We start from the raw sequence: 23,375 nt of genomic DNA, 5'->3' as shown, positions 1-23,375 counted from the left end.
CAGCTCCACGCTGGACGCACCGGCGGACAGCCCGAGTACGCCCAGTACGAGGGCTGCCCGCCGGCACGCCCAGCGAGAAGCTGGATCCACCGATACCCCCGACGAACCTCCGGCGGGAAGCACTAGTGCGGCCCGTTCGCGTCGCCGTCCAGGAGGGCGCGGGGTTCGTCCGGGTCGCGGGCGCGGAGGCGGACGGCCCGCCATGGCTGATCGCCGAGCTTCCGGCACCGGGGCCGGGGGTCGCCGCGCTGCTCGCCGAGCTCGTGGGGCCTGCGCCGGAGGAGCTGGTGCTCGTCCACCCCGCGCGTTGGCCGCCCGCGCGCGCTGCGCGGTGGGCGCGGGACTGCGCGGGGCTGGCGGCGCGGGTCCGCACCGTGCCCGCTCCGCTCGCGGCCGCAGGTCCGGCTGATGCCGCCGTGCTCGACGTCGGTGCGTCCGTGGCGGAGGCCAGCCTGCTGGGCGCGGACGGCGCGGTTCGGGCCGTCGCTGCGGCGGAGGTGGGCGGACGGCACCTCGACGGGCTGGTGGCCGCGCACACGGGAGGCGACCCGGCGGTGCGGGAGGCGTTGACGCTGCTCCCGGCCGCGGGTGGGGTCGATGCCGCGGCCGTGCGGCCGCTGCTCGCCGAGCCGCTGGCGGCCGCGGTGGCCGCGCTGCGGGAGGTGCTGGCCGGCGCCCCGCGCGTCCTGCTCATCGGCGGGCTGGCCCGCACCCCGCTGCTGGCGCAACTGGTGGACGAGGCGGGTATCGCGGAGGCGGAGGTGGCTCCCCGCCCGGAGGCGGCCGCGGTACTGGGTGCCCTGCAACACACATCGGAGCGGTACCGCTCTCCCGGGCGAGCGGCACGGCTCCAGGGTGCGTCGTACCTGCCCGCGCTGCCGGCCCGTCCGCGGCGACCGCTGCGGGTGGCGCTCCTGGCGACTCTCGCTGTCGCCGCCGTCGTGGCGCTGCTCCTGCTTGGTCGGCTCATGACCCCGGCCGCGGCCGACGCCGTGCCGGTGGGTGTCCTCGCTCAGTACGGCTACCGGCTCGACGTGCCTGCCGGCTGGGAACACACCGGCGGGCTGCCCGAGCGGCGGAGGGTGCTGCTCACCCCGCTGGCCGCGCCCGAGGGCAGCGACCTGATCGCGGTCGAGCATTCCTCGCTCGGCTACGACACGGCCGCCGAGCCGCAGCGGGCGCGGGCCGAGCTGCGTGCCGCGTACGACGCCGCCGTCGCGGATGGCTCCGCGCTGTCCGGCTACGACCCAGACGCGCACTTCGCAGGGCACCCGGTCACCGCCTACCGGCAGGAGGAGCCGGGCGGCACGGTCGTCGACTGGTTCGTCGTGCTCGACCGCGACGCGCAGCTCAGCGTCGGCTGCCGGCACACGCGGGCGGGTGCGGAGGCGGTGCGGACGGCCTGCGCCGTCGTGGTGGCGTCCGTGCGCGGCGACTGACGTTCACACCTGCGAACGATCTGCCGCATTCCGCCCCGCGGTGGGTGACGTCGATGCGAGCGTGAGCGCATCCGGACGGAAGGGGAGCGGGGATGACCCAGGGATTCGGCACCAGCGTCGAGGAGATGCAGGCCGCCGCGAAGCACGTGCTCACCGTGAACGACACCGTGCAGTCCGACCTCGCCGCACTACGCACGCGGCTCGAGCCGCTCACCGGTGCGTGGCGCGGCGAGGCGTCGGCCGCGTTCACCACGCTGATGGCGCGGTGGGACGCCGAGGCCAAGTCACTGAACGACGCGCTGCGCGGTATCGGCGAGTCGATCCAGGGCTCCGGGGTGAGCTACCAGGCGCAGGAGGACCAGCACACGAACGACATGTCCGCGATCCGCGCGGCGCTGGGCTGAGGGGGAAGAAATGAGCGAGATCAAGGTCACGTTCGGGGCGCTCGAGGCGGCGCAGGCGGACGTCTCCGCGGTCGCGGGCCGCATGACCTCAGGGCTGGAGGACCTGAAGCGGTTCCTGGCACCGATGGTCGCCACCTGGGAGGGGCAGGCCGCCACCGAGTACCAGGCCAAGCAGCGCCAGTGGGACACCGCGGCCGCGAACCTCACCACGGTTCTCGGGCAGATCGGCGTCGCGCTCGGCACGGCGAACCAGAGCTACCGTCAGGTCGAACAGGCGAACGCGTCGCGCTGGCAGTGAGATCCATAGGGTCGGGGGAGGGGGCGTTTTGACCCTCCTCCGACGCGGCGGGTACCCTCGTTATTCGATGTGCGGCGGGTGGAAACCCGCGGCCGTGCCAACACGGCCAGCACGGCCCGGCCCACGGGCCCGGCGCCCCAGCATGCCGCACTCGCGCACCAGAGGCAGCTCCCACGAGCAGACGACAGCGACGAGGTAGGTCCGTGCCCACGTACAGCCCCAAGCCCGGCGAGATCACTCGCGCCTGGCACGTGATCGACGCCACGGATGTGGTGCTCGGCCGCCTCGCCACGCACGCCGCCACCCTGTTGCGCGGCAAGCACAAGCCGACGTACGCCCCGCACATGGACACGGGCGACTTCGTGGTCATCGTCAACGCCGAGAAGATCGCCGTCTCCGGCACCAAGCGGGACAACAAGTTCGTCTACCGGCACAGCGGCTTCCCCGGCGGTCTCAAGCAGCGCTCGGTCGGCGAGATGATCGAGAAGCACCCGGACCGGCTCGTCGAGAAGGCGATCAAGGGCATGCTCCCGAAGAACCGCCTCGGCCGCGCGATGGCCAAGAAGCTCAAGGTCTACGCAGGCCCCGAGCACCCGCACGCCGCGCAGAAGCCGGCCGCGTTCGAGATCACCCAGGTCGCCCAGTGACCACGCCAGAAGCGACCACGCCAGAAGAGGGACAGCCCGTGACCACGCCCGAGTCCGAGTTCGACGCCGTCGAGGAGGCCGCGGTCGACGCCGAGGCCACCGAGATCGCCGACGCGGCCGACGAGGCCGACGAGTTCGACACCGAGATCGCCGCCGACGTCGCGCTGCCCGAGATCCCGGCCGTCTACTCCGACCGCCCGATCCAGACCGTCGGCCGCCGCAAGGAGGCCGTCGTCCGCGTGCGGCTCATGCCGGGGTCCGGTTCCTTCCGGCTCAACGGCAAGTCGCTGGAGGAGTACTTCCCGAACAAGCTGCACCAGCAGCTGATCCGGGAGCCGCTGGTCACGGTCGAGAAGACAGAGCGCTTCGACATCTTCGCCAACCTCAAGGGCGGCGGCACGTCCGGTCAGGCCGGCGCGCTGCGGCTGGCCATCGCCCGTGCGCTGATCGAGGCCGACTCCGAGGACCGCCCGCCGCTCAAGAAGGCCGGCTTCCTCACCCGTGACCCGCGGGTCATCGAGCGCAAGAAGTACGGCCTCAAGAAGGCCCGCAAGGCACCTCAGTACAGCAAGCGCTGACGCTTTGAGCGCACGGCGTCTGTTCGGCACCGACGGCGTCCGCGGACTGGCCAACGGCGAGCTCCTCACACCGGAGCTCGCCGTGGCGCTTTCCGCGTCTGCTGCCCGCGTGCTGGCCGAGCGCGACCGCTCGCGGCGCCCGGTCGCCGTCGTCGGCCGTGATCCGCGCGCGAGCGGCGAGATGCTCGAGGCCGCGGTCGTCGCCGGGCTCACATCGGCCGGCGCCGACGCGGTGCGGGTCGGGGTCCTGCCCACGCCGGCGGTGGCGTTCCTGGTCGGTGACCTCGGCGCCGACCTCGGTGTGATGATCTCCGCATCGCACAACCCGATGCCGGACAACGGCATCAAGCTGTTCGCGGCGGGTGGTCACAAGCTCCCCGACTCCGTCGAATCCGCGGTCGAGGACGGGATCGGCGCCACGGCGGACCGGCCAACGGGTGCGGCGATCGGCCGCGTGCGTGACCTCCCCGACGCCGTAGACCGCTATCGCGATCACCTGCTCGCCGTCACGCACACCTCGCTGTCCGGGCTGCGGGTGGTGGTCGACTGCGCGCACGGGGCCGCGTCGACAGTGGCGCCGGAGGCGTACCGGCGCGCCGGTGCCGACGTCGTGGCGCTGCACGCCGACCCGGACGGGCTCAACATCAACGACGGGTGCGGCTCCACCCACATCGGACCGCTGCGCGAGGCAGTCCGCGCCCACGGGGCAGACCTCGGCATCGCCCACGACGGCGATGCCGACCGCTGCCTCGCCGTCGACGCAACTGGTGCCGATGTCGACGGCGACCAGATCATGGCCGTGCTGGCCGTGGCGATGAGCGAGGCCGGCGAGCTCACCGGCGACACCCTCGTCGCCACCGTCATGAGCAACCTCGGCCTGCACCTGGCGATGCGCGAGGCCGGGATCGCGGTGCGCACCACGGCCGTCGGCGACCGGTATGTGCTCGAGGAGCTGCGCGAGGGCGGGTACAGCCTGGGCGGCGAGCAGTCGGGACACGTGGTCTTGCCGCGGTACTCCACCACCGGCGATGGCCTGCTCACCGCGCTGCGCCTGATGGCGCGCATGGCGGCCACCGGGCGGTCCCTTGCCGAGCTCGCCGCGATCGTCGCGCCGCTCCCGCAGGTGCTGGAGAACGTGCGCGTGGCCGACAAGGCGGCCGTGGCCGAGTCGGCGGCTGTGCGCGAGGCGGTCGAGAAGGCCGAGGTCGAGCTCGGCGGTTCGGGACGCGTGTTGCTGCGGCCCTCGGGCACCGAACAGCTGGTGCGCGTGATGGTCGAGGCACCGACGGCCGAGCAGGCCAGGGCTACCGCGGTGCGACTGGCCGAGGTCGTCGCGGCAGCCAGCTAGTGCGGTGGCCACCAACGTTCATCGGTTCCTGACGCGAGCCTGGCCCGCACGCACCTTCAGGCCCTCACTCATGCCTTCGGACGTGTGCGCCGCGGTGTATGTGACGGCCCCGCCGGCGGCCACAGCTGTCGCTCCGGCCGCCATCGCGGCAAGATCGCCGATTCGGCGCGTTCCCCGTTTCCGCGCCGAAGCCTTGATCATGCCCGCCAGAACCGCCTCGTGAGGGGCGACCCCGCACACTGCGCAGCGCCACCGGAGGCCCTGCGGCCTCGGCTTGAAGAGGCCGCGGCGCCACCGAAGGCCCCCGGGCCTGGGGCTCTTCACCCCACCCGACCAGACCCGGCGAACGAATGTGGTCACCGCACTAGCTGGCCCCTACGGCGAGGTGTCCACCCCGGCGTAGGCGTGCGCGAACCAGCGCGCCAGTAGTGGGTCGCCGAGAAGCGCCGCCAGCCAGCCCTCCCGCGCGCCGTTCGTGAAGCCGCCCGGCACCGTGCCCGCCGGTTCGGTGCCGTCGGGGAGGCCGGCGAGCAGGACCCGGAGGTACCACAGCGAGAACGCCTCGGTCCGCCAGATCGCGGGCAGCCGCGTCTCCGAGTACGCGGCCAGCCTGCGGCCGTCGCCGGCCGGGCCGAAGCGGTCCACCAGACCCGCGGCCAGCTCGACGGCGTCCTGGATGGCGAGGTTCATCCCCTTGCCGGCCGCGGCCGTGATCAGGTGCGCGGCATCGCCCGTGAGGAAGAGCCGCCCGTCCTGCATGGGCTCGCGGACCCGCACGCGGAGGTCGACAAGGGTCGGCTCACCGAACGACACGGCGTCGAGCTTGCCGCTGATGTCGAGGCGGCGCCCCAGCTCCTCGCGGACCCGGTCCTCGGGCCAATCGGCGAGCGAGTCGGTGCCAGGGACCTCCACGTAGTAGCGCGTCTGGTCGGGTCCGCGGCGCATCTGCCCCGCGAAGCCACGCGGGTGCAGCCCGTAGATCGTGTGCGCCTCCAGGGGCGGGGCGTCGGCGATCACGGCGACGATGCGGGCGGGCAGGTTCACCTCGTTGGTCCGCAGGCCCGTCATCGCGCTGGCGACCACGCTGTACGAGCCCTCGCACCCGACCACGGCCCGTGCGGTGATCTGCGTGTCGTCCGTCAGCGTGACCGCGGTGCCGTCCGCGTCCTGACGCACCGCCGCGACAGCGGTGTCGAACCGCACGTCGACGCCGTCGGCCACCAGCACGTCGCACAGGGCGCCGACCAGCAGGTGCTGCGGGTAGATGTAGTTCGGGCGGTCGCCGGTGAGGCGGCCGTAGTCGAACACCGTGGACGCGGTCGGCGTCCGGAACTCCATGCGGCCGTTCCGCATCGTGAACTCGAGATCCACATCCGCGATCCCGACGGCGCGCAGCAGCTCTACGGTGCGGTACTCGATCAGGCCCGCCCCTGGCCGCGCTGTCAGCTCGGCTCGGGACCGGCGTTCGAACACCGTGACCGGGATTCCGGCCCGGTGGAGCAGACGAGCGAGTACGAGGCCGGCAGGGCCGGCACCCACGACGACGACATCCCCGGTGATTTCCCCCACGCCTCCACAACGTGCTCTGGGCCACAATGATTTCCGCGTTCGCCCTCGGCGAGTGGCGGGTTCGGGGCACGATCGGCTCATGCCTCCCGAGCTGCACCTGCGCCCCGACCAGCTGCGCGATCATGCGCGCGCTGTGTCGGGGCTGGCGGACGACCTGCACGCGGCGCTGCGCGGCGCGCCCGTTGGCTTCGACACCGACCGGCTGCAAGGCGTTGTCGAGGCGGCGGCATCCGAACTCGCGGAGCTGAGCGGCGCGCTCCGCGGTGCCGCGGCCGCCGGGATCGCGGCGGACGCGGAGCTGTCGGCGACACTCACCCGCCTCCGGGACGCGTTGGAGCGCCGGTGACCGACCCGTTCCAGGACGCGGCGCGGTGGTGCGCGCGGCTCGCCGATGTGCTCGGGGACGTCGGGCGGCGGACGGCGGAGCTCGGGGAGCTGGTCGCCCACGACTGGCCCGACGCGCGTGGCCGGGAGTGGGCCGAGCGCACGTCGCTGCTCGGCGCCCTGCTCGGTCGGGAGGCGACAGCTGCTGCGGAGCTCGGCGATGCCTACGCCCGCCAGGCTGCCGACGCCCCGGCCCCGCTGTTCCCAGGGATGGGCGGCGCGGGCGGGCGCAGCGGGATGAGGCTCGGGGGCACGGACGCCCAGCGGGTCGACGACGAGCGAGGCATGCGCATCGCGGAGCTCGACCCCCCTCCGCACGGCTGACTGGGGTGCACCCAGACCGCGACTCGCCTACATCCACCCCGCGACTCGCGGGTCGCGGGGTGACCCGAGGGTCAGCGGCGGGCGATGACGGTGGTGCCGGAGACCTTGCCGTCGACGAGCACGTCGACGCGGTCCTCGCCCAGCAGGTGGTGCATCAGGAACGCGGTGACGAGGGCTCGGGTGATGCGGCGGGTCTTCGCGTTGGGGCTGCCGGAGAGCACGAAGTCGCTCCAGTGCGTGCCCTCGAGGAAGCCGGTGTGGGAGGCCTTGTCGATCGTCCGCAGCCACACCGGACCGCCCGCGGCGGCGGCGACCGGCTCGGCGTTGCCCGCGGCGGGGGTGACGGTGTCGCGGCCTGCGGCGAGGTGCAGCACCGGCACGGTGACCGCGCTCGCCGCGTCGTGGACGGCCGCGTGGGTCTGCGCCACCGCGATCGTGACGACCGCGGCGACCAGCGGATGGCCCTGGGCGGCCATGAGTGCGGCGGCGCCGCCGATCCCGTGGCCTGCGAACGCGGTGCGGCGGTCGTCAACGCTGATGCGGCCGACGCCGAGGCGCGCCTTGGTGCACACCTGCAGCGTGGAGCGCAGGTCGGCCGCGAAGCCTGCGTGGCTGGGCAGCGGCCCGCGGTGGCTGCCGGGCGCGGCGGCGACGATGCCCCAGGACGCCAGGTGGCGCAGCAGGTCGGCGTAGCGCTCCGCGGGCTGCAGCCAGTCGTGCCCGAACGCGACGGCGGGCAGCCCGAGACCCTCCTCTGGCGCGAAGACGACGCCGCGGAGGCCGACCATGCCGAGGTCGCCGCGCAGCACGGTGTGCGGGCCAGGGCGCGACAGCCGCTCGACGGCGTCCTTCGCGCCGCGCACCTCGGGCGGGCGGACAACGGAGCGGGTGGGGGTCACACGCGCACGGTAGCGGCCCGGACCAGAGCGAGGCGACGGGACGCGCGCGGCCGCCTAGGCTCGCCGCAATGAGGGGTGTCTGGACCGCCCAGCAGGTGCGGGATGCCGAGGCGGTGCTGCTTGCTCGCACCCCGGAGGGCGCGCTGATGCGGCGCGCGGCCTTCGGGCTCGCGGTGCACGCGCGCCGGATGCTCGCCGCTGACGGTCGCGTGGCCGGGCGGAGGGTCGTGCTGCTCGTCGGCGCGGGCAACAACGGCGGCGACGCGCTGTGGGCCGGCATGGAGCTGCGCAGGCGCGGGGTGGGCGTCACCGCGGTGCTGCTCGACCCGGCACGGGCGCATCCGGCAGGGCTCGCCGCTCTGCTGCGCACCGGCGGCCGCGCCGTGGACGCGGAGGCCGGGTTGGTCGCCGTGCCGGGCGCCGACCTCGTCATCGACGGCGTCATCGGCATCTCCGGCCGGGGCGCGCTGCGCGAGCCGGCCGCCCGGCTCGTGGCGGCGGCGGACGCGGCTGGTGTGCCGGTGCTGGCCGTGGACCTGCCCAGCGGCGTCGATCCGGACACCGGTGCCGTCGACGGTTCCGCCGTCACCGCCGCGGCCACCGTGACGTTCGGCGCGCTCAAGCCGGTGCACGTCCTCGCCGCCGGGCGGTGCGGATCGGTGCACGTTGTGGACATCGGGCTCGGCCCGCTCCTACCCGAGCCGCACGCCCACGTGCTCGACGCCCACGACGTGGCGCGGCGCTGGCCGGTGCCGGGCCCCAACGACGACAAGTACACCCAGGGAGTGGTGGGGATCGCGGCCGGCTCGGCGACGTACCCCGGTGCGGCCGTGCTGGCCAGCGGTGCCGCCGCTCTCGCCACCAGCGGGATGGTGCGGTTCGCCGGCAGCGCCGCGCCCGGCGTGCGCGACCACTGGCCGGAGGTGGTGGCCGCCGGGTCGATCGAGGAAGCGGGCCGGGTCCAGGCCTGGTCCGTGGGGCCGGGTATCGGCACGGACGACGCGGGCCGCGCGGTGCTGGCGGCTGCGATCGCCGACGAGGTGGCACTGTGCGTGGACGCCGATGCGATCACGCTGCTCGCGACGCACAAGGACCTCAGGGACGCGCTGCGCGGACGGCCGGTGGTGCTCACCCCGCACGACCGCGAGTTCGCACGGGTGGCGGGCGAGGTGGGCGGCGACCGCATCGCGGCGGCCCGCCGGGCCGCGGCCGACCTCGGCGTCACCGTCCTGCTCAAGGGCAACGCCACGGTCGTCGCCGACCCGGGCGGGCGCGTGCTCGTCCACCCCGCCGCGTCCTCGTGGGCAGCGACTGCCGGGTCGGGCGACGTTCTGACCGGCATGATCGGTGCCCTGCTCGCCGCGGGCCTCGAGCCGTGGTGGGCCGCAGGTTGCGCGTCGCACGTGCACGACCTGGCGGCCGGCCTGGCCGCGAATGGCGCCCCGGCCCCGGCGTCACGCCTGCAGGCCGCGCTCCCGGCGGCGATCCGGTCCGTGCGGGCTTCTCCGCGTTAGCGGGACACCGGACCGAGGGCATCGAGCGCGGCCCGCACCCGGCGTAGCCGGTCGGCGAGGTCATCGGGACAACCGCCGTGGTATACGGGACCGCTGCCATCGGCCAGCAGAGCCCTCAGCTGTACGACCCCGCACGCCGACACCGGACCACCCTCGAGGAGCCGGTCGGCGAGTCCGTGCAGCTCCGGCGCGGCGGCCCGGATGTGCCGCGCACTGACCCGCACCATCGCGGTCGCTCGCGGCGGCCGGGCGGCAAGAGCGAGCAGGCGCAGAAGTGTGCGGGCCAGCTCTCTGCAGGCGGCCGGCCTGACAAGCGACTGGGCCCGGACCGCCAGCAAGGCGCTGGTTTCCGGCGGTTCACCGGCGCTGAGCCTGCGGTCCAGTCGGGCCGAGCGCAGACGGGCGCTCCACACGTCGCGCACCCGGACCTTCCGCTCGGCCCACCCGACGCCGTTGACGTTCACCAACACGGACCGATGGCCTGCCGTGACCATATAACCCAGTTTGCTGGTCATGCCATGACCAGTCAACGCTCTTTGCTGGTCATGGCACCTAGGATTGCCCGATGCCCCTCCCCGCGTGGGTCGCGCCGGACGAGACGAAGCCGGCCCCGATGCCGCTGCTGCTGGTCCAGGCGTTCGTGAACACCGTCGAGGCGGACAGCAACACCGACCTCCTCCGGGAGCCGGACACCGCGCGGCACTGGTTGGAGGCCGCCGGTCTCGCGGATCCCGTGACCGGCCTGGGATACGACGAGCTGCGTGCGGCGCGCGAGGTGCGGGAGAGCCTCCGGGGGATGCTGGCCGCGAACGTGGGCGGCCCACCGCCCGGCGCGCAGGATCTGGAGCCGTTGCGGGCCGCAGCGCAGGCCTGCACGCCCCTGTTCGAGGTCGATGCCGCCGGTCGCGTTCGCATCGAGCAGGCGCCGGGTCGCGGCTCGACGATCGCCTGGACCAGCCTCCTGCTCGCGGTCCGCGACGCGCAATCCGATGGCACCTGGCAGCGCCTCAAGGCCTGCGAGAACGACGAGTGCGGCTGGGCGTTCTACGACCGCTCGCACGGACGGCGTGGGAGGTGGTGCGCGATGTCGGGCTGCGGGAACCGCATGAAGAACCGCAGCCTGCGTGCCCGCCGACGCGCCTAGCCTCCCGTACGCCCATCGAGTTGGCGCCGTTCGTCGGAACGGTGTTACACGATGCCCGCTCCCGGGGGGCGCAGTGGTCGGGTCAGCCGGGATGCGCCTGTCGCGATGAATGCGATGATTGACTACGTGGAGTCTCCGTCGAGCGCGCCGCGGGCCGAAGCCCTCGTCGACCTCGCCGCCGTCCGCCACAACGTCGAGGTGCTCCGTGAGGCGGCCTCGAAGGCTGCGGTGATGGCGGTGGTCAAGGCCGACGGGTACGGGCACGGCGCGGTCCCGGTCGCGGAGGCGGCGCTGGTGGCGGGCGCGTCCTGGCTGGGCGTGTGCACCCTCGAGGAGGCCGCCGAGCTTCGGGGTGCCGGGATCACCGCGCCGCTGCTGTCGTGGCTGCACCTGCCCGACGACGACTTCACCGAGGCCGTCGCCACCGACGTCGATCTCTCCGTCGCGTCGCGGGCGCACCTCGCCGCCGTCACGGCTGGTGCGCGGCGCGCGGGACGCCCGGCGCGGGTTCACCTGAAGGCGGACACGGGGCTGTCAAGGGGCGGGGCGCAACCCGCCGAGTGGGACGCCCTGCTCGACGACGTCGAGAAGGCTGCCGCCGACGGGCAGGTGGAGGTCGTGGCCGTCTGGTCGCACCTGGCCAATGCCGACATCCCGGACCACCCGAGCCTCGACGCGCAGGCGGCGCGGCTCACGGCGGCGTGGGAGGTGGCCCGCGAGCGCGGGTTCACCCCGATCCGGCACCTGGCGAACGCCGCGGCCACACTCACCCGTCCCGACCTGCACTTCGACCTGGTCCGGCCGGGGATCGCGGTGTACGGGCTCGACCCGCTGGGCCGGCCGCCCGCTGAGACCTCCCTGAGGCCGGCGATGACGCTGCGCGGGCGCGTGGCGCTGGTCAAGCGGGTGCCGGCCGGCGAGGGCGTGTCGTACGGGCACGAGTGGACCACGGTGTGCGAGACCACCCTTGCGCTCGTTCCGGTCGGGTACGCCGACGGTGTGCCGCGCAGGCTGGGCGGGCGGATGCGGGTGCTGTTGGGCGGCAGGCTGCGGCCGGTCGTCGGCCGGGTGAGCATGGACCAGGTGGTGGTGGACTGCGAGGACGGCGTAGGCGTCCGGGAAGGTGACACAGCGGTGTTCTTCGGCCCCGGTGACGATGGCGAGCCGACCGCCCAGGAGTGGGCGGACGAGCTGGGCACCATCCACTACGAGATCGTGACGGGCGTGCACAGCAGGCGCGTGACCCGTACGCACACCGGGATCGCAGTGTGAGACGAGGACAGATCTGGGGAGCTGTGGCCGGAGCGGCGGGCGCGGCGGTCACCGGCGTTGCCGTCGGCGTGGCTGCCCACAAACATTCACGGGTCGCGGCGGAGCGCAGGCGGTTGGCCGCGCAGCTGTCGGAGAAGCCACCGCAGCTGGCCGGGCTGCCGCAGAGCGAGCCGTCGTCGGTCACCGCCGACGACGGGGTGCGCATCTCCTGCGAGGAGATCGAGGCGAAGGACGGCAACCCGGCCCTCACCGTCGTGCTCGTCCACGGCTTCGCGCTCGACCGGCGCACGTGGCACTTCCAGCGCCAGTCGCTGCCCGCGCTCTCCGACCCGTCGATCCGGGTGGTGCTCTACGACCAGCGCAGCCACGGCCGTTCCGAGCGCGCCCCGCAGGAGAGCTGCACCCTCGAGCAGCTCGGCCACGACCTCGACGCCGTGATCAGGGCGCTGGCCCCCGAGGGCCCGCTCGTGCTCGTCGGACACTCGATGGGTGGCATGACGATCATGGCTCTCGCCGAGCAGAACCCGGAGTTGTTCGCCGAGCGGGTGGCAGGCGTCGCGCTCGTGTCGACCTCGGCAGGCGAGGTGGCGAGCGGCGGGCTGCCCGGCACGCTGCTGTCGCGGCACAACCCGCTCACCCGCACCGTCGGGTTCCTCGCACGGCTGCAGCCGACGCTCGTCGAGACCGCGCGTAAGGCGCTGGGTGACGTCATCTGGTCGCTCACCCGCAAGTTCGCCTACGGCGACAACAACATCGCCCCATGGCTGGTCGACCTCGTCGACACGATGATCAGCACCAACGCCGTCGACGCGCTCATCGACTTCGCCGACACCGTCAACAGCCACAACCGGGTGGCCGCACTGCCCGCGCTGGCAGACTGCGAGCTGCTCGTGGCGGCAGGCACCGCCGACCACGTGATCCCCTCCACGCACAGCGACGTCATCGCAGCGGAGCTGCCGGACGCACGGCTCGTCCACTTCGACGGGGTCGGGCACCTGCCCATGCTCGAACAGCCGGCCGCGATGGACGAGGCGCTCGTCGACCTCATCCGACGCAGCGCCGACCGCGTTCGCCCGCGCAGGTTCCGGTGGCGCGCATGACCACGGGGCTGGAGCTGGACGTCGAGCTGGTGCTGCCCGAACCGGCCGACACGGAGGCGCTCGGCGAGCGGCTCGCCGCCGAGCTCGGGCCGGGCGACCTCGTCGTGCTGTCCGGGCCGCTGGGCGCCGGCAAGACCGTGCTGGTGCGCGGCATCGCCCGAGGGCTCGGGGTGGCGGGGCCGGTCACGTCCCCGACGTTCGTGATCGCCCGCGAGCACCGACCTCTCCCCGGCGGACGCGGGGTGTCGCTCGTGCACGTCGACGCCTACCGCCTCGGCGGTGCGGCGGAGCTCGACGACCTCGACCTCGACACGGACCTCTCCGAGGCCGTTGTCGTGGTCGAATGGGGTGAAGGGGTGGCGGAGCGGCTGTCCCCAGGGCACCTGCTCGTACGGCTGCAACGGCAACCCGACGACGTGCGGACGGCTACCGTGTCCCGCATGGAGGATGCGTGATCAAGGCCGTCATCTTCGACTGGGGCGGCACGCTCACCCCCTGGAAGCGGATCGACAACCTCGAGGGCTGGCGCCTGCTCGCCGAGGTGCTGCACGACGGAGACGCCGAGCGCGCCGCGGCACTGGCGAACGCCTTGCTGGCCGCAGAGGACGCACGGTGGGCCGCTGTCCGTGACGAGCACAGGGCGTTCACCCTCGATCAGGTGCTGGCCGACGCCGGGCACCACCATCCCGCCGACGTGCCGGCCCAGGTGCGCGAGTCCGCGCTGGCGCTGCACCGCGAATTCTGGTTCGGGCAGATGCCCACCGACCCGGACGCCGGGCCGGTGCTGCGCGCCCTGCGTGAGCGCGGGCTCAAGCTCGGCGTGCTGTCGTCCACCTCGTGGCCGCGCGACTGGCACGAGGACCGGTTCCGCTCCGACGGCGTCCTCGACCTGTTCGACGCCTGCGTGTGGTCGAGCGACCTGGAGTGGACCAAGCCACATCCGGAGGCGTTCCACGCCGCCATGGACGCCGTGGGCGTCGACGACCCAGAGGCGTGCGTCTACGTGGGCGACCGCCCCTACGACGACATCAGCGGAGCCAAGGCGGTGGGTATGCGGGCGGTGTTCGTGCCGCACTCCGACATCCCCGCCGCGCAGCAGGTGCCGGTGGACGTGCACCCCGACGCCGTGCTGCACCGGCTCACGGACCTGCCGGCCCTGATCGCGGACTGGTGAGCCCGGTTCCAATCCGACGAGCGGCGCGTTCGTCGGATAGGTTCCGACGAACGCGCCGCTCGCCGGAACAGGGCGCTCTCGTAGGCTCAGGTGTGTGCTGGTCCTGGCCATCGACACCGCCACGCCCGCCGTCACCGCGGGTGTCGTCGAGCTGACCGCTGACGCCGTCCTGCTGCGGGCCGCGCGCGTGGAGCATGACGCCCGCAAGCACGCCGAGCTGTTGATGCCGGCCGTGCAGGCGGTGTGCGGCGACGCCGGCACGACGTTGCGCGGCGTCGACGCCGTGGTCGTGGGGACGGGACCGGGCCCGTTCACCGGGTTGCGGGTCGGCATGGTCACCGCCGCGGCCCTGGGTGACGCGCTCGGTGTTCCGGTGCACGGCGTGTGCTCGCTCGACGCGATCGCGGTCGACGCGGCAGGCGAAGGCCCGCTCGTCGTCGTCACGGACGCGCGGCGCCGCGAGTTCTACTGGGCCGCGTACGACGAGTCCGGGGCGCGGGTCGACGGACCGCACGTCCAAGCCCCGGCCGCGGTGGCCGAGCGGGCGCGTGAGCTCGGGGCGGTGGCCGCGGCGGGCGGGTCGGCTCCGTCGGTGGGGCTGCCGGTGCGCCCGCCGGAGTCGCCGTCGCCCACCGGGCTCGTCGCCGTGGCGGCACCAGTCCTGCGTGCGGGCACGGCGCCGGACCCGCTCGTGCCGCTGTACCTGCGCCGCCCCGACGCCGTGGAGCCCGGCACCCGCAAGCGGGTGAGCGCCTGATGCCGGCCCCGGCGCCCAATAGCTCGGTGCAGATCGACGCGCTGCGTGAGAAGGACGCGGCGCGCTGCGCAGAGCTGGAGCGGCTGCTCTTCCCCGGCGACGACCCGTGGAGCGAGCGCGCGTTCCGCGACGAGCTGGCGGCCGGCCACCCGTACCTGGCCGCGCGGGACGGGGAGCTGCTCGTCGGGTACGCGGGGCTCGGGTTCGTGGCCGGGCCCCCGCAGGCCGAGGCGGAGATCCACACGATCGGCGTCGACCCCGCCCACCAGCGTCGCGGCATCGGCCGCGCGCTGTTGCGCGGGCTGCTCACGGTGGCCGACGAGCTGGGCGCCACCGTGTTCCTCGAGGTCCGCACCGACAACGAGGCCGCGCGGGCGCTCTACGAGGCAGAGGGCTTCACGGTCATCGGCCTGCGCAAGCGCTACTACCGGCCCAGCGGCGCGGACGCGTACACGATGCGGCGGGAGCGCGGAGCATGATCGTCCTGGGGATCGAGACGTCCTGCGACGAGACGGGCGTCGGCGTGGTGCGGCTCGACGACGCGGGCGGGGTGGAGCTGCTCGCCAACGAAGTGGCCTCCTCGGTGGACGAGCACGCGCGGTTCGGTGGCGTGGTGCCCGAGGTGGCGTCGCGGGCGCACCTGCAGGCGATGGTGCCCGCCGTGCACCGCGCGCTCACCACCGCGGGCGTGACCGGCCGGGACGTCGAGGCTGTCGCGGTCACGGCTGGCCCGGGGCTCACCGGCGCCCTGCTCGTCGGCGTCGCAGCCGCGAAGGCCTACGCCGCCGCGTGGGATGTGCCGCTGTACGGGGTGAACCACCTGGCCGCACACGTCGCCGTCGACACGCTGCAGCACGGCCCGTTGCCACCGTGTCTCGCGCTGCTCGTCTCCGGCGGGCACTCGAGCCTCCTCGACGTGCCCGACCTCGCCGGCCCGGTCACCCCGCTCGGCGCCACGATCGACGACGCGGCGGGCGAGGCGTTCGACAAGGTCGCGCGCCTGCTCGGGCTGCCGTTCCCCGGTGGGCCGCACATCGACCGCGTTGCCCGCGACGGCGACCCCGCCGCGATCGCGTTCCCCCGCGGCCTCACCGGCCCGCGGGACGCACCGTTCGACTTTTCCTTCTCCGGGCTGAAGACGGCCGTCGCGCGCCACGTCGAGGCCCTCGAACGGGCCGGCACCCCGGTTCCGGTGGCCGACGTGGCAGCGAGCTTCCAGGAATCCGTGGTCGACGTGCTGACGGCCAAGGCCGTGCGCGCGGCCCGCGAGCGCGGAATGGAGACGTTGTTGCTCGGTGGAGGGGTGGCGGCCAACTCGCGGCTGCGCGTGCTGGCCGAGGAACGCTGTGCCGCCGCCGGCATCCGGCTGCGGGTGCCCCGCCCCGGCCTGTGCACGGACAACGGGGCGATGGTGGCAGCGCTGGGCGCCCACCTGTTCGCGGCAGGCGCGAAGCCGAGCCGCGCCGACCTGCCGGCGGACTCGTCGCTGCCGGTCACCGAGGTGCTGGTGGGCTGACGCCCTGCGCGGTGTTGCACGTCCACTCCGGACGCACACCGACTGCATGCGATTGTCGGGACCGATGTGGGTGTGAGCGAGGAGTCGCGCATCGGCCGAATGGCCCACTCGAATCTGCTCCTTTGCGCGGAATGCGCCGAACGGCGCTTCTGAGTCGGCGAACTGGAACCGGGTCGAAAGCGGCGAATGCCGTGAACCAATCCGGCAGAGCGACCGTGTGGGGGATATCGGTGCGGTCGAGATGGCCGCTTTCCCCACCGAAGGAGCTTTGATGAGGTTTCGACGTCTGCTCAGCACTGCCGCGGTGCTCACCGCGCTCAGCGCGGCAGGACTGCTCGGCTTCACCTCGATCGCGTCCGCACAGTCCGACTGGGTCACGCTCAGCGTGTCGGGCTCCGGCGAGCAAGAGGTGCCGGCCGGCAGCGGCGAGGACGGAGCGAAGGTCACCGGCAGCTTCCAGCTCAACACCGATGGGGAGTTGAACTACACGGTCAGTGTCAGCGGCAACAGCGAAACCATCACCGCAGGTCATATCCACCGCGGCGCCAAGGGCGAAAACGGCGACGTCGTCGTCACACTCGACAACGACGCGATCAACGACGGCACGTCTGCCACCGTGGAGATCGATCCCGGCCTTGCGGAACGGATCATCAACAACCCGGAGAACTGGTACCTCAACGTTCACTCCGACAGCTTCCAGCCGCCGTCAGGCGTTGCACGCGGCCAGCTCACGGGCGACCCCGACAAGCCCGACGTGATCAACACCGGCACCGGCGGGCAGGCCGCGGACGACGGCTGGGCCGGTACCTCGGTCGCCGTCTGCGGCGCGCTCGTCCTCCTCGCGTCCGGTGGAGCGCTTTTCATGCGGCGCCGGGCCGACCGCACCCGATGATCGACGGCACGCTTCGCCGCCCCGCCACCCGGATCCGTCCGGGCGGTGGGGCGGCGGCGGTCACGGCGATGCTGCTGGCCGTGTTCCTGACGGCGTGCGGCTCGCTCCCCGCTGCTGGATCGGCTCCACCACTGCCCAGCGCGCCGGTGGCCACCGAGAGCGGGGCTCCGTCGACTCCGTCGGCGGCCGAGGACGTGGCCCAAGTGCCACCGGCGACCGTGGAGCTCGAAGGTGCATCGCCGGCGCCGGTGGCCCTTGCCGACGTCGCCGATGACGGCTTCCTCGCCGTTCCGGAGGACATCTCGAAGCTCGGCTGGTGGATCGGCAGCTCCCCCATGGGTGCGCCCCGCGGCACCACGCTGATCGCCGGTCACGTCGACTCGGCGGTGGCGGGGCTCGGCGTCTTCGCGAAGCTGAAGGACATGGGCGCGGGGGACCGGATCACGGTCGTCGACGGTCTGGGCAACCCGTGGAGGTTCGAAGTGACCGACACCCAGCAGGTGACCAAGTCGCAGCTGCCTGCCGAGCTCTTCGACACCGATGGGAAGCGGCGGCTCGCACTGATCACCTGCGGTGGCCCGTTCGACGCAAGGCTGCGCAGCTACGAGGACAATCTCATCGTCTGGGCGGAGCCGGTCTGACGGCGGTGGCCGCTCGCACATCGACTTCCGCGTCCACACCGACCTCGGTTGATGTGGGCACGGAGTCGGTGTGCGAGCCCGTCAGCCGGTCGGGTCGAGGACGGTCAGCTCCGCGAACTAGCGTCGGCTTCGTGCTGCTCTTCGTGCTGCTGCGCAGGGGCACGGCGGCGGCGGTCAGCGGGCTGCTCTACCTCGTTCCGCCGGTGACTGCAGTACTCGCCGTTCCGGTACTCGGGCAGCCGCTGGAGCCGCAGACGTTGGCCGGCCTGGCCATCACGCTCGCGGGCGTGGCAGTGGTGCAGCGAGCGACGCGCTCCACAGAGCGTCGGGACACTACGCCGAGACGTGGGCGAGCAGTCGTAGCTCATCGTCCGTGAGCCGCAGGCCCAGCATCGGCAGCAGCGCGTCCAGCTGCTCGGGGGTACGGGCGCTCGCAATCGGCGCGGTGACGGTGGGCTGGCCGGCGAGCCAGGCGAGCGCGACGGCCGGAACGGGGACCCGGTGGCCGGCCGCGATCTCGTCCAGCACGGCGAGCACCGCGCGGCCGCGGTCGTCGAGGTAGGCGAGCGCTCCCTCGGAGCGCTGGCTCTCGACCGGGGTGTCGGGCCGGTACTTGCCGGTGAGGAAGCCCTTCGCGAGCGCGTAGTACGGCATGCAGGCGAGGCCCTCGCTCTCGACGAGCGGAGCGAGCGCGTTCTCGTACTCCGCGCGTTCCATGAGGTTGTAGTGCGGCTGTAGCGCCACGTAGGAGGCGAGGCCGTCCCGTGCGGAGATCTCCAGCGCCGACCGGAGGCGCTCCGTCGTGAAGTTGGAGGCACCGATCGCGCGCACCTTGCCGGCTCGCACGAGCGCGTCGAACGCGTCGGCGGTCTCCTCCTGCGCGGTGTCGGGGTCGTCGCGGTGCGCGTAGTAGAGGTCGATGTAGTCGGTGCGCAGCCGTCGGAGCGAGTCCTCGACCGCCTCGGCGATGTTCTTCGCGGACAGCCCCTTGCGCTCCGGCCACGAACCCACCTTCGTGGCGACGACAACCGCGTCGCGGTTGCCGCGGGAGTCCATCCACTCCCCGATGAGCGCCTCGGACTCGCCGCCGGAGTTGCCCGGCGCGCGCCAGAAGTAGGAGTCGGCGGTGTCGACGAAGTTCCCGCCGGCGGCGACGTACGCATCGAGCACGGCGAAGGACGTATCGCGGTCGGCCGTCCAGCCGAAGACGTTGCCGCCGAGGCACAGCCGGGTGACGTCGAGGTCGCTCGAGCCGATCTTCACCATGGTCGGCAAGCCTACGAGCAGCGGCGACGGAGCGCAGACGCGGCAAGGGTGTCGGCGTTGAGCGTTGGCACTCTCATGGGTAGAGTGCCAGCGGAACGGCCCGGACGCTCCGGCACCCGCGACGACGGGGCGCCCGCGCGCTGTCCACCAGAACCCATTCAGCGAGTGCATGCACCCCAGGAAGGGGAGGTCATCAAGTGGCGAACATCAAGCCGCTCGAGGACAAGATCGTCGTCCAGGCCAGCGAGGCCGAGACCACCACCGCGTCCGGCATCGTCATCCCGGACACGGCCAAGGAGAAGCCCCAGGAGGGCAAGGTCCTCGCGGTCGGACCGGGTCGCATCGACGACAACGGCAACCGCGTCCCGCTCGACGTGAGCGTCGGCGACGTCGTCATCTACTCGAAGTACGGCGGCACCGAGGTCAAGTACAACGGCGAGGAGTACCTCATCCTCTCCGCCCGCGACGTGCTCGCGGTCGTCAACTGATCCACCACTCCGTGTCGCCGCCGCCCCGGTGGTCCCTCGACCGAGCGGGCCGCCGGGGCGGCGGCGTGTTCGGCTGAGAGCTGAAGAGAGAGGCAGGCATGCCGAAGCAGATCAGCTTCGACGAGACGGCGCGCCGGGCGCTGGAGCGCGGGGTGAACCAGCTGGCCGACGCGGTCAAGGTCACCCTCGGCCCGCGCGGTCGTCACGTCGTGCTGGACAAGAAGTTCGGTGGTCCGACCGTCACCAACGACGGCGTCACCATCGCCCGCGAGATCGACCTGGAAGACCCGTTCGAGAACCTGGGTGCCCAGCTCGCGAAGACCGTCGCCACCAAGACGAACGACGTCGCCGGTGACGGAACCACCACCGCCACCGTGCTCGCCCAGGCGATGGTGGCGGCGGGGCTGCGCAACGTCGCGGCAGGCGCCAACCCCACCGCGCTCGGCAAGGGCATCTCGCTCGCCGCCGAGAAGGTGGCCGAGGTGCTCAAGGAGAAGGCCATCCCCGTCGAGGGGAAGGCCATCGCGCAGGTCGGCACCATCGCCTCCCGCGAGGAGGAGATCGGCGCGCTGATCAGCGAGGCGCTCGAGAAGGTCGGCATCGACGGCGTCATCACCGTCGAGGAGGGCTCCACGCTCGCCACCGAGCTGGAGATCACCGAGGGCCTGCAGTTCGACAAGGGCTACCTCTCGCCGTACTTCGTCACCGACGCCGAGTCGATGGAGGCCGTGCTCGAGGACGCCTACATCCTGCTGCACCAGGAGAAGATCGGTGCGATCGCCGACCTCCTCCCGCTGCTGGAGAAGGTGCTCGGCGAGGGCAAGCCGCTGCTGATCGTCGCGGAGGACGTCGAGGGCGAGGCGCTGTCCACCCTCGTGGTCAACTCGATCCGCAAGACCATCAAGGTCGCCGCGGTGAAGTCCCCGTTCTTCGGTGACCGGCGCAAGGCGTTCATGGACGACCTCGCGGTCGCCACCGGCGCCACGGTCATCAAGCCGGAGGTCGGCCTCAAGCTGTCCGAGGCCGGGCTGGACCTCCTCGGGCGCGTCCGGCGTGTCGTGGTCACCAAGGACAACACCACCCTCGTCGAGGGTGCCGGTGCCAAGGACGCCATCGACGGGCGAATCACGCAGCTCAAGAACGAGATCGAGAACACCGACTCGGACTGGGACCGCGAGAAGCTGCAGGAGCGGCTGGCCAAGCTCTCCGGCGGCGTTGCCGTCATCAAGGCCGGTGCCGCTACCGAGACGGCCCTCAAGGAGCGCAAGCACCGCATCGAGGACGCAGTGTCGGCCACGCGGGCCGCTGTCGAGGAGGGCATCGTCCCCGGCGGTGGTTCGGCGCTGGTACAGGCCGCCAAGGCCCTCGATGACGGCCTCGGTCTCACCGGTGACGAGGCAACGGGCGTCACCATCGTGCGCAAGGCGCTCAGCGCGCCGCTGTTCTGGATCGCCGCCAACGGTGGCCAGGAGGGCGCGGTCGTCGTCGGCAAGGTCGCGGAGCTGGAGTGGGGCCAGGGCTTCAACGCCGCCGCCCTCACCTACGGCGACCTGATGGCCGACGGCGTGGTCGACCCGGTCAAGGTCACCCGGTCCGCCGTGGTGAACGCCGCGTCGATCGCCCGGATGGTGCTCACCACCGAGAGCTCGGTCGTCGACAAGCCGGAGGCCCCGGCGCCCGCAGCGGGCGGCCACGGCCACGGGCACGGTCACGGCCACTGAGCCCCTCACGGTGGTCGAGTAGGGCCGGCGCCCCGGCGCCGGCCCGTATCGAGACCACCACCCCTACGAACGGCCCTCCTGTCGGTACCCATCCGACGGGAGGGCCGTTCGTCGGTATAGGGCCGGCTTGCGACGCGGTCCTCGTGTGAACCACGTGCTCCGTGCCGCCGCGTTCGGCGCCCACCCCGGCGCTGCCGTGCGCGTGCGTCCGGGCATGCCGGACCTCGACCGGTGGCTGGTGGCGGTCGCCCTCGGCGGCCAGGGCCGGTACGCGGCGGCCGCCGCCGTCCTCGACGACCTGCTGGCCGCGCCCGGGGTGTCACCCGCGGTCGCGGCGCACGCCGCCGTCACGCTCGCGTCTCATCGCCGGCAGCTCGGTGGGCACGCCGCGGCCCGCAGGCTCGACGCCGTCGGGCTGCGGCGCGCGGCAGCGGCGCCGCCCGAGCCGCCCGACGCCGAGGGGACGGACGCGCTCGCCGCGCGCGTCGATGCGCTGGTGGGGCTGGCCGCTGATGCGGTCGGGACCGGTGCGGTGGGCCAGGCGCAGCGGCTGCTCGACACCGCGGCCGATGCGATGCGCGGCCACCCTGCATGGCGTCCGGCGGTCCGGCTCGGCTGGGTACGCGCGGAGCTCGCGCTGCTGCGCGGCGACGCAACGGCGGCGGTTGCGCCCGCCCGGGAGGCGCTCGAGCTCGCGCAGGCCCGCGGATCGCTGCGGCACGAGCTGAAGTCGCGGATCGTCCACGCCGTCGCGCGCGCGGTTGCGGGCGGCGGAACCGGCGAGTTGCTCGCCGAGCTCGACTCGGCGGGCGACGCCGCCGATCGGGCCGGGCTGCTACCCCTCGTCTGGCCCGCCCGGTACGCCGCGGCGGATGTGCTCGAACAGGCCCCGAACGGAGTCTCGACAGCAAACGACGCCGCCGCCCGAACGGCGCAGCGGTCGGCAAACGGCCTGCCGAGCGACGCGCCACGCCGACGACACGCCGGAACGGCCACGGTGAGCGTCATCCTGGGCCGATGTGACCCGGTTGGGAGGCGCCTGATGAGGGAGGGTCCGGGCCACCTTGCTCAGCTGCCGGTAACCTAGCTACTCCGTTCGGTCCTACGTCACCCACATGACGAGTGCCACTTGGCGCAACACTCCCGAATGGAGGGCACAAACCGCCCTGATCGTGTCAAGGTGAGCTGGTCACCCGCCGATGAGGGGGGTGACACATCACCCGGCTGCAGGAAGCTGCAGGAAGGAATCGTCGTGACGACGGTACTCATCTGCGACGATCGTCGCAGCGTCCGCGAAGGCCTGACCCGCGTGATGTCCGCGGTGCCGGGGGTGCACCGGATCGATTGCGTTGCGCACGGGGACGAGTTGCTGGCGAGGTTCTCCCGCCAGCCGGTCGACGTGGTTCTGGTCGGTACCCAGCGTGCGGTGCCCACTGGGGTCGAAGCCACGCGGCGGCTTGTCGCCGCCCATCCGCAAGCCAACGTCATCGTCTTCGGCGCCCCCGACGACGCGGGCAGCATCGCTGCCGCGATCGCCGGTGGTGCGCGCGGCTACCTGCGTTGGGACGCGTCGCGCCCCGAGCTGGTCGCCGCGCTCGCGCACACGCTGGCGAGCACGGCCGTGCCGACGCCCCGTGCACCGACGGACCCTGGCGTGCAGCTCACCGAGCGCGAGCTCCAGGTGCTGCGCGGCATGAGCCAGGGCAAGAGCAACGGCCAGATCGGCCGCGAGCTCTACCTGTCGGAGGACACGGTCAAGACCCACGCCCGGCGGCTGTTCCGCAAGCTCGGCGTGCGTGACCGGGCCCAGGCCGTCGCCCATGGCTTCCGCAGGGGTCTCGTCTCCTGACGAGAGAGGGACGACGAGCGCGGGGAGCGGCGCCCTGAGGCGCCGCTCCCGCTCGCGCTCTCTGCTCGATCGTCTCCGCCGGATCGCCGTCGCTGCACTCCGGTTGCCCTCCCGAGCCACTCCTCCGCACCACGCTGCCCGTCGATCGCTG

Annotated in this window: 28 protein-coding genes; 24 read left to right on the top strand and 4 right to left on the bottom strand. The window is 73.0% G+C overall.

Annotated elements, in window-relative coordinates:
• Positions 1–125 precede the first annotated feature (125 nt).
• The 6 genes from K1T35_RS43020 (at position 126) to glmM (ending at position 4,714) form a co-directional block, all read left to right on the top strand.
• Complete coding sequence (locus K1T35_RS43020; protein WP_220257403.1) at positions 126–1,439, top strand: type VII secretion-associated protein; 1,314 nt, start codon at positions 126–128, stop codon at positions 1,437–1,439.
• A gap of 92 nt (positions 1,440–1,531) precedes the next feature.
• Positions 1,532–1,843: a WXG100 family type VII secretion target gene (locus K1T35_RS43015; protein WP_220257402.1), complete on the top strand. Its 312-nt coding sequence runs from the start codon at positions 1,532–1,534 to the stop codon at positions 1,841–1,843.
• 10 nt (positions 1,844–1,853) lie between these two features.
• Positions 1,854–2,141 (top strand): WXG100 family type VII secretion target, encoded by a 288-nt coding sequence (locus tag K1T35_RS43010; protein WP_220257401.1) that lies wholly within the window; start codon positions 1,854–1,856, stop codon positions 2,139–2,141.
• Between the two features lie 203 nt (positions 2,142–2,344).
• Positions 2,345–2,788 (top strand): 50S ribosomal protein L13, encoded by a 444-nt coding sequence (rplM, locus tag K1T35_RS43005; protein ID WP_220257400.1) that lies wholly within the window; start codon positions 2,345–2,347, stop codon positions 2,786–2,788.
• Positions 2,789–2,826: 38 nt separating this feature from the next.
• Positions 2,827–3,366: a 30S ribosomal protein S9 gene (gene rpsI, locus K1T35_RS43000; protein WP_255621312.1), complete on the top strand. Its 540-nt coding sequence runs from the start codon at positions 2,827–2,829 to the stop codon at positions 3,364–3,366.
• A 4-nt stretch (positions 3,367–3,370) separates the two neighbouring features.
• On the top strand, positions 3,371–4,714 hold the full coding sequence (gene glmM / locus K1T35_RS42995; protein WP_220257398.1) for a phosphoglucosamine mutase: 1,344 nt from the start codon (positions 3,371–3,373) through the stop codon (positions 4,712–4,714).
• A 375-nt stretch (positions 4,715–5,089) separates the two neighbouring features.
• On the opposite strand, the gene K1T35_RS42990 is transcribed toward glmM, so the two are convergent.
• A complete protein-coding gene (locus K1T35_RS42990; RefSeq protein WP_220257397.1) occupies positions 5,090–6,283 on the bottom strand; it encodes an FAD-dependent monooxygenase in 1,194 nt (397 codons plus the stop codon).
• 79 nt (positions 6,284–6,362) lie between these two features.
• Between K1T35_RS42990 and K1T35_RS42985 the strand changes: the two genes are divergently transcribed.
• Both K1T35_RS42985 and K1T35_RS42980 read left to right on the top strand, forming a co-directional pair.
• Positions 6,363–6,629, top strand: coding sequence for a hypothetical protein (locus tag K1T35_RS42985; protein WP_220257396.1), 267 nt, complete (start codon positions 6,363–6,365; stop codon positions 6,627–6,629).
• Positions 6,626–6,991: a hypothetical protein gene (locus K1T35_RS42980; protein ID WP_220257395.1), complete on the top strand. Its 366-nt coding sequence runs from the start codon at positions 6,626–6,628 to the stop codon at positions 6,989–6,991. The genes K1T35_RS42985 and K1T35_RS42980 overlap by 4 nt, the downstream gene beginning before the upstream one ends.
• Before the next feature lie 71 nt (positions 6,992–7,062).
• On the opposite strand, the gene K1T35_RS42975 is transcribed toward K1T35_RS42980, so the two are convergent.
• Positions 7,063–7,890: an alpha/beta hydrolase gene (locus K1T35_RS42975; protein WP_220257394.1), complete on the bottom strand. Its 828-nt coding sequence runs from the start codon at positions 7,888–7,890 to the stop codon at positions 7,063–7,065.
• Between the two features lie 68 nt (positions 7,891–7,958).
• Here K1T35_RS42975 and K1T35_RS42970 point away from each other — a divergent pair, with 68 nt between their 5' ends.
• Entirely contained in the window at positions 7,959–9,404 is a 1,446-nt protein-coding gene (locus tag K1T35_RS42970) for an NAD(P)H-hydrate epimerase (RefSeq protein WP_220257393.1), read from the top strand.
• Here K1T35_RS42970 and K1T35_RS42965 read toward each other — a convergent pair.
• Entirely contained in the window at positions 9,401–9,919 is a 519-nt protein-coding gene (locus K1T35_RS42965) for a hypothetical protein (RefSeq protein WP_220257392.1), read from the bottom strand. The two genes, K1T35_RS42970 and K1T35_RS42965, sit on opposite strands and share 4 nt — an antisense overlap.
• A 50-nt stretch (positions 9,920–9,969) precedes the next feature.
• Between K1T35_RS42965 and K1T35_RS49515 the strand changes: the two genes are divergently transcribed.
• The 11 genes from K1T35_RS49515 to K1T35_RS49960 all read left to right on the top strand — a co-directional run bounded on the left by K1T35_RS49515 (position 9,970) and on the right by K1T35_RS49960 (position 18,277).
• Positions 9,970–10,548 (top strand): ABATE domain-containing protein, encoded by a 579-nt coding sequence (locus K1T35_RS49515; protein WP_255621311.1) that lies wholly within the window; start codon positions 9,970–9,972, stop codon positions 10,546–10,548.
• 114 nt (positions 10,549–10,662) lie between these two features.
• Positions 10,663–11,820, top strand: a complete 1,158-nt coding sequence (gene alr, locus K1T35_RS42955) for an alanine racemase (RefSeq protein WP_220257391.1) — start codon at positions 10,663–10,665, stop codon at positions 11,818–11,820.
• The gene (locus K1T35_RS42950; protein ID WP_220257390.1) at positions 11,817–12,920 is read left to right on the top strand and encodes an alpha/beta fold hydrolase; all 1,104 of its coding nucleotides are present in this window, start codon (positions 11,817–11,819) and stop codon (positions 12,918–12,920) included. Before alr ends, K1T35_RS42950 begins: the two co-directional genes overlap by 4 nt.
• Complete coding sequence (gene tsaE, locus K1T35_RS42945; protein ID WP_220257389.1) at positions 12,917–13,375, top strand: tRNA (adenosine(37)-N6)-threonylcarbamoyltransferase complex ATPase subunit type 1 TsaE; 459 nt, start codon at positions 12,917–12,919, stop codon at positions 13,373–13,375. The genes K1T35_RS42950 and tsaE overlap by 4 nt, the downstream gene beginning before the upstream one ends.
• Positions 13,372–14,094, top strand: a complete 723-nt coding sequence (locus tag K1T35_RS42940; RefSeq protein WP_255621310.1) for an HAD family hydrolase — start codon at positions 13,372–13,374, stop codon at positions 14,092–14,094. The genes tsaE and K1T35_RS42940 overlap by 4 nt, the downstream gene beginning before the upstream one ends.
• Before the next feature lie 94 nt (positions 14,095–14,188).
• Positions 14,189–14,851 (top strand): tRNA (adenosine(37)-N6)-threonylcarbamoyltransferase complex dimerization subunit type 1 TsaB, encoded by a 663-nt coding sequence (gene tsaB / locus K1T35_RS42935; protein ID WP_220257388.1) that lies wholly within the window; start codon positions 14,189–14,191, stop codon positions 14,849–14,851.
• Complete coding sequence (gene rimI / locus K1T35_RS42930) at positions 14,851–15,330, top strand: ribosomal protein S18-alanine N-acetyltransferase (RefSeq protein ID WP_255621309.1); 480 nt, start codon at positions 14,851–14,853, stop codon at positions 15,328–15,330. Before tsaB ends, rimI begins: the two co-directional genes overlap by 1 nt.
• Complete coding sequence (tsaD, locus tag K1T35_RS42925; protein WP_220257387.1) at positions 15,327–16,367, top strand: tRNA (adenosine(37)-N6)-threonylcarbamoyltransferase complex transferase subunit TsaD; 1,041 nt, start codon at positions 15,327–15,329, stop codon at positions 16,365–16,367. The genes rimI and tsaD overlap by 4 nt, the downstream gene beginning before the upstream one ends.
• Positions 16,368–16,671: 304 nt before the next feature.
• The gene (locus tag K1T35_RS42920) at positions 16,672–17,259 is read left to right on the top strand and encodes a CHRD domain-containing protein (RefSeq protein WP_220257386.1); all 588 of its coding nucleotides are present in this window, start codon (positions 16,672–16,674) and stop codon (positions 17,257–17,259) included.
• Positions 17,256–17,900: a class F sortase gene (locus tag K1T35_RS42915; RefSeq protein ID WP_220257385.1), complete on the top strand. Its 645-nt coding sequence runs from the start codon at positions 17,256–17,258 to the stop codon at positions 17,898–17,900. The genes K1T35_RS42920 and K1T35_RS42915 overlap by 4 nt, the downstream gene beginning before the upstream one ends.
• 5 nt (positions 17,901–17,905) lie before the next feature.
• A complete protein-coding gene (locus tag K1T35_RS49960) occupies positions 17,906–18,277 on the top strand; it encodes an EamA family transporter (protein WP_370645254.1) in 372 nt (123 codons plus the stop codon).
• On the opposite strand, the gene K1T35_RS42905 is transcribed toward K1T35_RS49960, so the two are convergent.
• Positions 18,234–19,166 (bottom strand): aldo/keto reductase, encoded by a 933-nt coding sequence (locus tag K1T35_RS42905; protein WP_220257383.1) that lies wholly within the window; start codon positions 19,164–19,166, stop codon positions 18,234–18,236. The two genes, K1T35_RS49960 and K1T35_RS42905, sit on opposite strands and share 44 nt — an antisense overlap.
• A 197-nt stretch (positions 19,167–19,363) precedes the next feature.
• On the opposite strand from K1T35_RS42905, the gene groES reads away from it, so the two are divergent.
• The 4 genes from groES (at position 19,364) to K1T35_RS42885 (ending at position 23,224) form a co-directional block, all read left to right on the top strand.
• The gene (groES, locus tag K1T35_RS42900; protein ID WP_142051053.1) at positions 19,364–19,654 is read left to right on the top strand and encodes a co-chaperone GroES; all 291 of its coding nucleotides are present in this window, start codon (positions 19,364–19,366) and stop codon (positions 19,652–19,654) included.
• A gap of 98 nt (positions 19,655–19,752) precedes the next feature.
• Entirely contained in the window at positions 19,753–21,375 is a 1,623-nt protein-coding gene (groL, locus tag K1T35_RS42895; protein WP_220257382.1) for a chaperonin GroEL, read from the top strand.
• Between the two features lie 145 nt (positions 21,376–21,520).
• Positions 21,521–22,462, top strand: coding sequence for a hypothetical protein (locus K1T35_RS42890; RefSeq protein WP_220257381.1), 942 nt, complete (start codon positions 21,521–21,523; stop codon positions 22,460–22,462).
• Between the two features lie 165 nt (positions 22,463–22,627).
• A complete protein-coding gene (locus tag K1T35_RS42885; RefSeq protein ID WP_075942692.1) occupies positions 22,628–23,224 on the top strand; it encodes a response regulator transcription factor in 597 nt (198 codons plus the stop codon).
• Positions 23,225–23,375: the final 151 nt, after the last annotated feature.

The organism is Pseudonocardia sp. DSM 110487 (assembly GCF_019468565.1).
Lineage (GTDB): Bacteria > Actinomycetota > Actinomycetes > Mycobacteriales > Pseudonocardiaceae > Pseudonocardia.
This window is presented reverse-complemented; position numbering and strand designations above follow the sequence as displayed.

What these genes read in the sequence shown, in the direction of transcription:
- tsaE (WP_220257389.1), top strand. Translation starts at nt 12,917, where the DNA reads ATGACCACGGGGCTGGAGCTGGACGTCGAGCTGGTGCTGCCCGAACCG.
- K1T35_RS49515 (WP_255621311.1), top strand. Translation starts at nt 9,970, where the DNA reads ATGCCCCTCCCCGCGTGGGTCGCGCCGGACGAGACGAAGCCGGCCCCG.
- K1T35_RS43010 (WP_220257401.1), top strand. Translation starts at nt 1,854, where the DNA reads ATGAGCGAGATCAAGGTCACGTTCGGGGCGCTCGAGGCGGCGCAGGCG.
- K1T35_RS42965 (WP_220257392.1), bottom strand. Translation starts at nt 9,919, where the DNA reads ATGACCAGCAAACTGGGTTATATGGTCACGGCAGGCCATCGGTCCGTG.
- K1T35_RS43015 (WP_220257402.1), top strand. Translation starts at nt 1,532, where the DNA reads ATGACCCAGGGATTCGGCACCAGCGTCGAGGAGATGCAGGCCGCCGCG.
- K1T35_RS42905 (WP_220257383.1), bottom strand. Translation starts at nt 19,166, where the DNA reads ATGGTGAAGATCGGCTCGAGCGACCTCGACGTCACCCGGCTGTGCCTC.
- K1T35_RS42985 (WP_220257396.1), top strand. Translation starts at nt 6,363, where the DNA reads ATGCCTCCCGAGCTGCACCTGCGCCCCGACCAGCTGCGCGATCATGCG.
- K1T35_RS42970 (WP_220257393.1), top strand. Translation starts at nt 7,959, where the DNA reads ATGAGGGGTGTCTGGACCGCCCAGCAGGTGCGGGATGCCGAGGCGGTG.
- K1T35_RS42915 (WP_220257385.1), top strand. Translation starts at nt 17,256, where the DNA reads ATGATCGACGGCACGCTTCGCCGCCCCGCCACCCGGATCCGTCCGGGC.
- tsaD (WP_220257387.1), top strand. Translation starts at nt 15,327, where the DNA reads ATGATCGTCCTGGGGATCGAGACGTCCTGCGACGAGACGGGCGTCGGC.
- rimI (WP_255621309.1), top strand. Translation starts at nt 14,851, where the DNA reads ATGCCGGCCCCGGCGCCCAATAGCTCGGTGCAGATCGACGCGCTGCGT.
- groL (WP_220257382.1), top strand. Translation starts at nt 19,753, where the DNA reads ATGCCGAAGCAGATCAGCTTCGACGAGACGGCGCGCCGGGCGCTGGAG.
- alr (WP_220257391.1), top strand. Translation starts at nt 10,663, where the DNA reads ATGATTGACTACGTGGAGTCTCCGTCGAGCGCGCCGCGGGCCGAAGCC.